This is a genomic window from Streptomyces sp. SID11385 (assembly GCF_010548245.1).
Taxonomy (GTDB): domain Bacteria; phylum Actinomycetota; class Actinomycetes; order Streptomycetales; family Streptomycetaceae; genus Streptomyces.
Genome location: NZ_JAAGLR010000926.1, coordinates 1 through 2,175, shown reverse-complemented (window position 1 = coordinate 2,175; position 2,175 = coordinate 1). Strand labels below are relative to the sequence as shown.

The window sequence follows — 2,175 nt, the reverse complement described above, 5'->3', positions numbered from 1 at the left end:
GCCCGGGGTGCGGCCCGCTCGCCGAGCGCGGCGACCGCCTTCTCCTGCTCGCGCGCCCGGGCACGGCCGACCGCCTCGCCGCGCTGCTGCGGTGGGAGCAGTGGGGCGGCGGCACCCGCCATCCCCTCCCGCCCCTGCTCTGCCACGGCCGCGGCGACCTCGCGAGCCTGCCGCCCCTGGAACGCGCGCTTCCGGGCGCGGGCCGGGACCGCTGGCTGGTGCCCCCGAAGGGCACGCGCCCCTGGCTCCCCGGCCCGGAGGTCCTGCTGTGGGCGGCCCGGACAGGTGTGCGGATATCGATTTCGCACCCTGCCGACCAGGGTGCTAATGTCTACGACGTCAGCAGGCGCCGCTAGCTCAGTTGGTTAGAGCAGCTGACTCTTAATCAGCGGGTCCGGGGTTCGAGTCCCTGGCGGCGCACAGACGGAGAAGGCCCCCCGAGCGATCGGGGGGCCTTTTCGTTGTGCTCATGGCGTGGGATCGGGGGCCTTCCACGGGGGCCCAGGGGTCAGGAGGGACGGACGCGGACGGTCCACTCCGCGTCCGGGTTCTTCGCCTCGACCGTGATGCGCAGGCCGCGGTCCGGGACGGTGTACGTCTCGCCCACGCCGAGGGGCGCGTCGGCGAGGCCCGGCTGGACGGAACGGCTCGCGCAGCCCTCCGTGCCCGGGTGCGTGTCGTAGACCTTGACCGGGCCCTGCGCCGAGGCCGTGTCGGTGCGCACCTCGTAGACGAGGACCCCTTCGGCGCACGTCGTCGCGTCGTTGCCGCGCGCCGTGCGCACCTCGATCGCGAGCGCCCGGTACGGGCCCGTACGGACCACGGCGAGCCGCGGCGCGCCGCGCATTCCCCGCGGCGGCGGGGCCGCGAGCGGGGCGAGGTCCACGCGGCTGTCGCCTTCCGCGGGCAGGCAGGCGACCTGCGCGCCGTCGAGCCAGCCCAGCTTCCACTTGTGCCAGCCGAAGAACTCCGGCGCCAGCGCGAACTGGCTGCCCATGAGGTCCCAGTCCCCGACGTGCGTGTCCCAGTCGCCCTTGCCGTCCGCCGGGCGGCGGTAGAGGTCGGGCAGGTCGAAGACGTGCCCCGTCTCGTGGGCGAGCACGTTGTGGTCCGGCGGGTGCTGCTCGAAGACGGTCACGAAGCGGCGCAGATCGGTCCCGTCGGCGTGCAGCGGGGTGCCGAGATTGACGACCTTCGTCGCGTCCGAGTTCACCCCGGGCGCGTCCGGGTCGGCGACGAGGTACACGAGGTCGTACTTGGCGAAGTCCGTGCCGGGGTCGGCGGCGGCGAGCGCGTCGCGCAGGTACGCCGAGCGGCCCCCGTCGCCCCAGTCCCGTTCTATCGCGTACGCGCTCGCCGGGCGCGGCATCCGCACCCAGCCGGGCCGCACGTGCGGTACGAGCCGCATGCGCCCGTACGAGGCGCGCGTGTAGAAGTCCGTCGTCGCGGGGAAGTAGTCGCGGCTCAGCTCGCGGGGCGTCGCGTGCGGCGTGGCGCCGGGGAAGGAGAGGTACACGAGCACCGCGTCGAGCCGCCCGGCCGGACGGGGGTACGCGGCGTTCCACGTGTCGAGGCCCTCCGAGTGGTGCACGCCCGTGCGCGGCAGCACGCAGGGTCCGGAGCGCAGCCCGGCGAGCGCGGGCGCAGGGGCGAGGACGAGGGCGCCCGAGACGAGGGCGAGAAAGGCGGTCGTCGCGGCCCCGAACCGCATGCGCCACGACAGCCCCGTACCGCCGCCCGCACCCCGTCCGCCCCACCACTCGCCGCTCGCGGCGGTCTGCGGGGCGCGGGGCCGGGGGACGCGGTGCTCTGGGCGCGGTCGATGGCGAAACACGCCCCTCACCTTGCGATGTCATAAGTACATATGCACTGTTTGTCTGATCTACGGGAGTGAAGAGCCACTCGCTCGGCCCCTTTGCCCCGGGGCTGTCCGGGGGACGCGGTGGGGGGAGAGGGGGGCGCGCGAGGACGGCGTGGGGCGAGCCCGGGGGCGGGGCGAGTGGGGCGCGGGGCCGGAGTGGCGGCGGCCGGGGGGCGCGTGGGTCGCGGTGGGGGCGCGCCCGGGGACACGACCAACGATGCGGTAAAAGTTCAAGCTTCACGCAGCGTCGTCTACGCGCCTTGAACGCACACTTCCGCCCTCCACCCCCACCGGAAGAAACGGGAGCGAAAGCA

At 74.5% G+C, this 2,175-nt stretch carries 1 protein-coding gene, 1 tRNA gene and 1 pseudogene; 2 read left to right on the top strand and 1 reads right to left on the bottom strand.

Annotated features, from left to right (window positions below):
* Positions 1-356: pseudogene (locus tag G3I42_RS37935) on the top strand (hypothetical protein); the annotation flags it as partial.
* A tRNA-Lys gene (locus G3I42_RS28260) sits at positions 347-420 on the top strand. The pseudogene G3I42_RS37935 and the gene G3I42_RS28260, both read left to right, overlap by 10 nt.
* An 88-nt stretch (positions 421-508) precedes the next feature.
* On the opposite strand, the gene G3I42_RS28255 is transcribed toward G3I42_RS28260, so the two are convergent.
* Positions 509-1,711: a M6 family metalloprotease domain-containing protein gene (locus G3I42_RS28255; RefSeq protein ID WP_164290597.1), complete on the bottom strand. Its 1,203-nt coding sequence runs from the start codon at positions 1,709-1,711 to the stop codon at positions 509-511.
* Between the last annotated feature and the right edge of the window lie 464 nt (positions 1,712-2,175).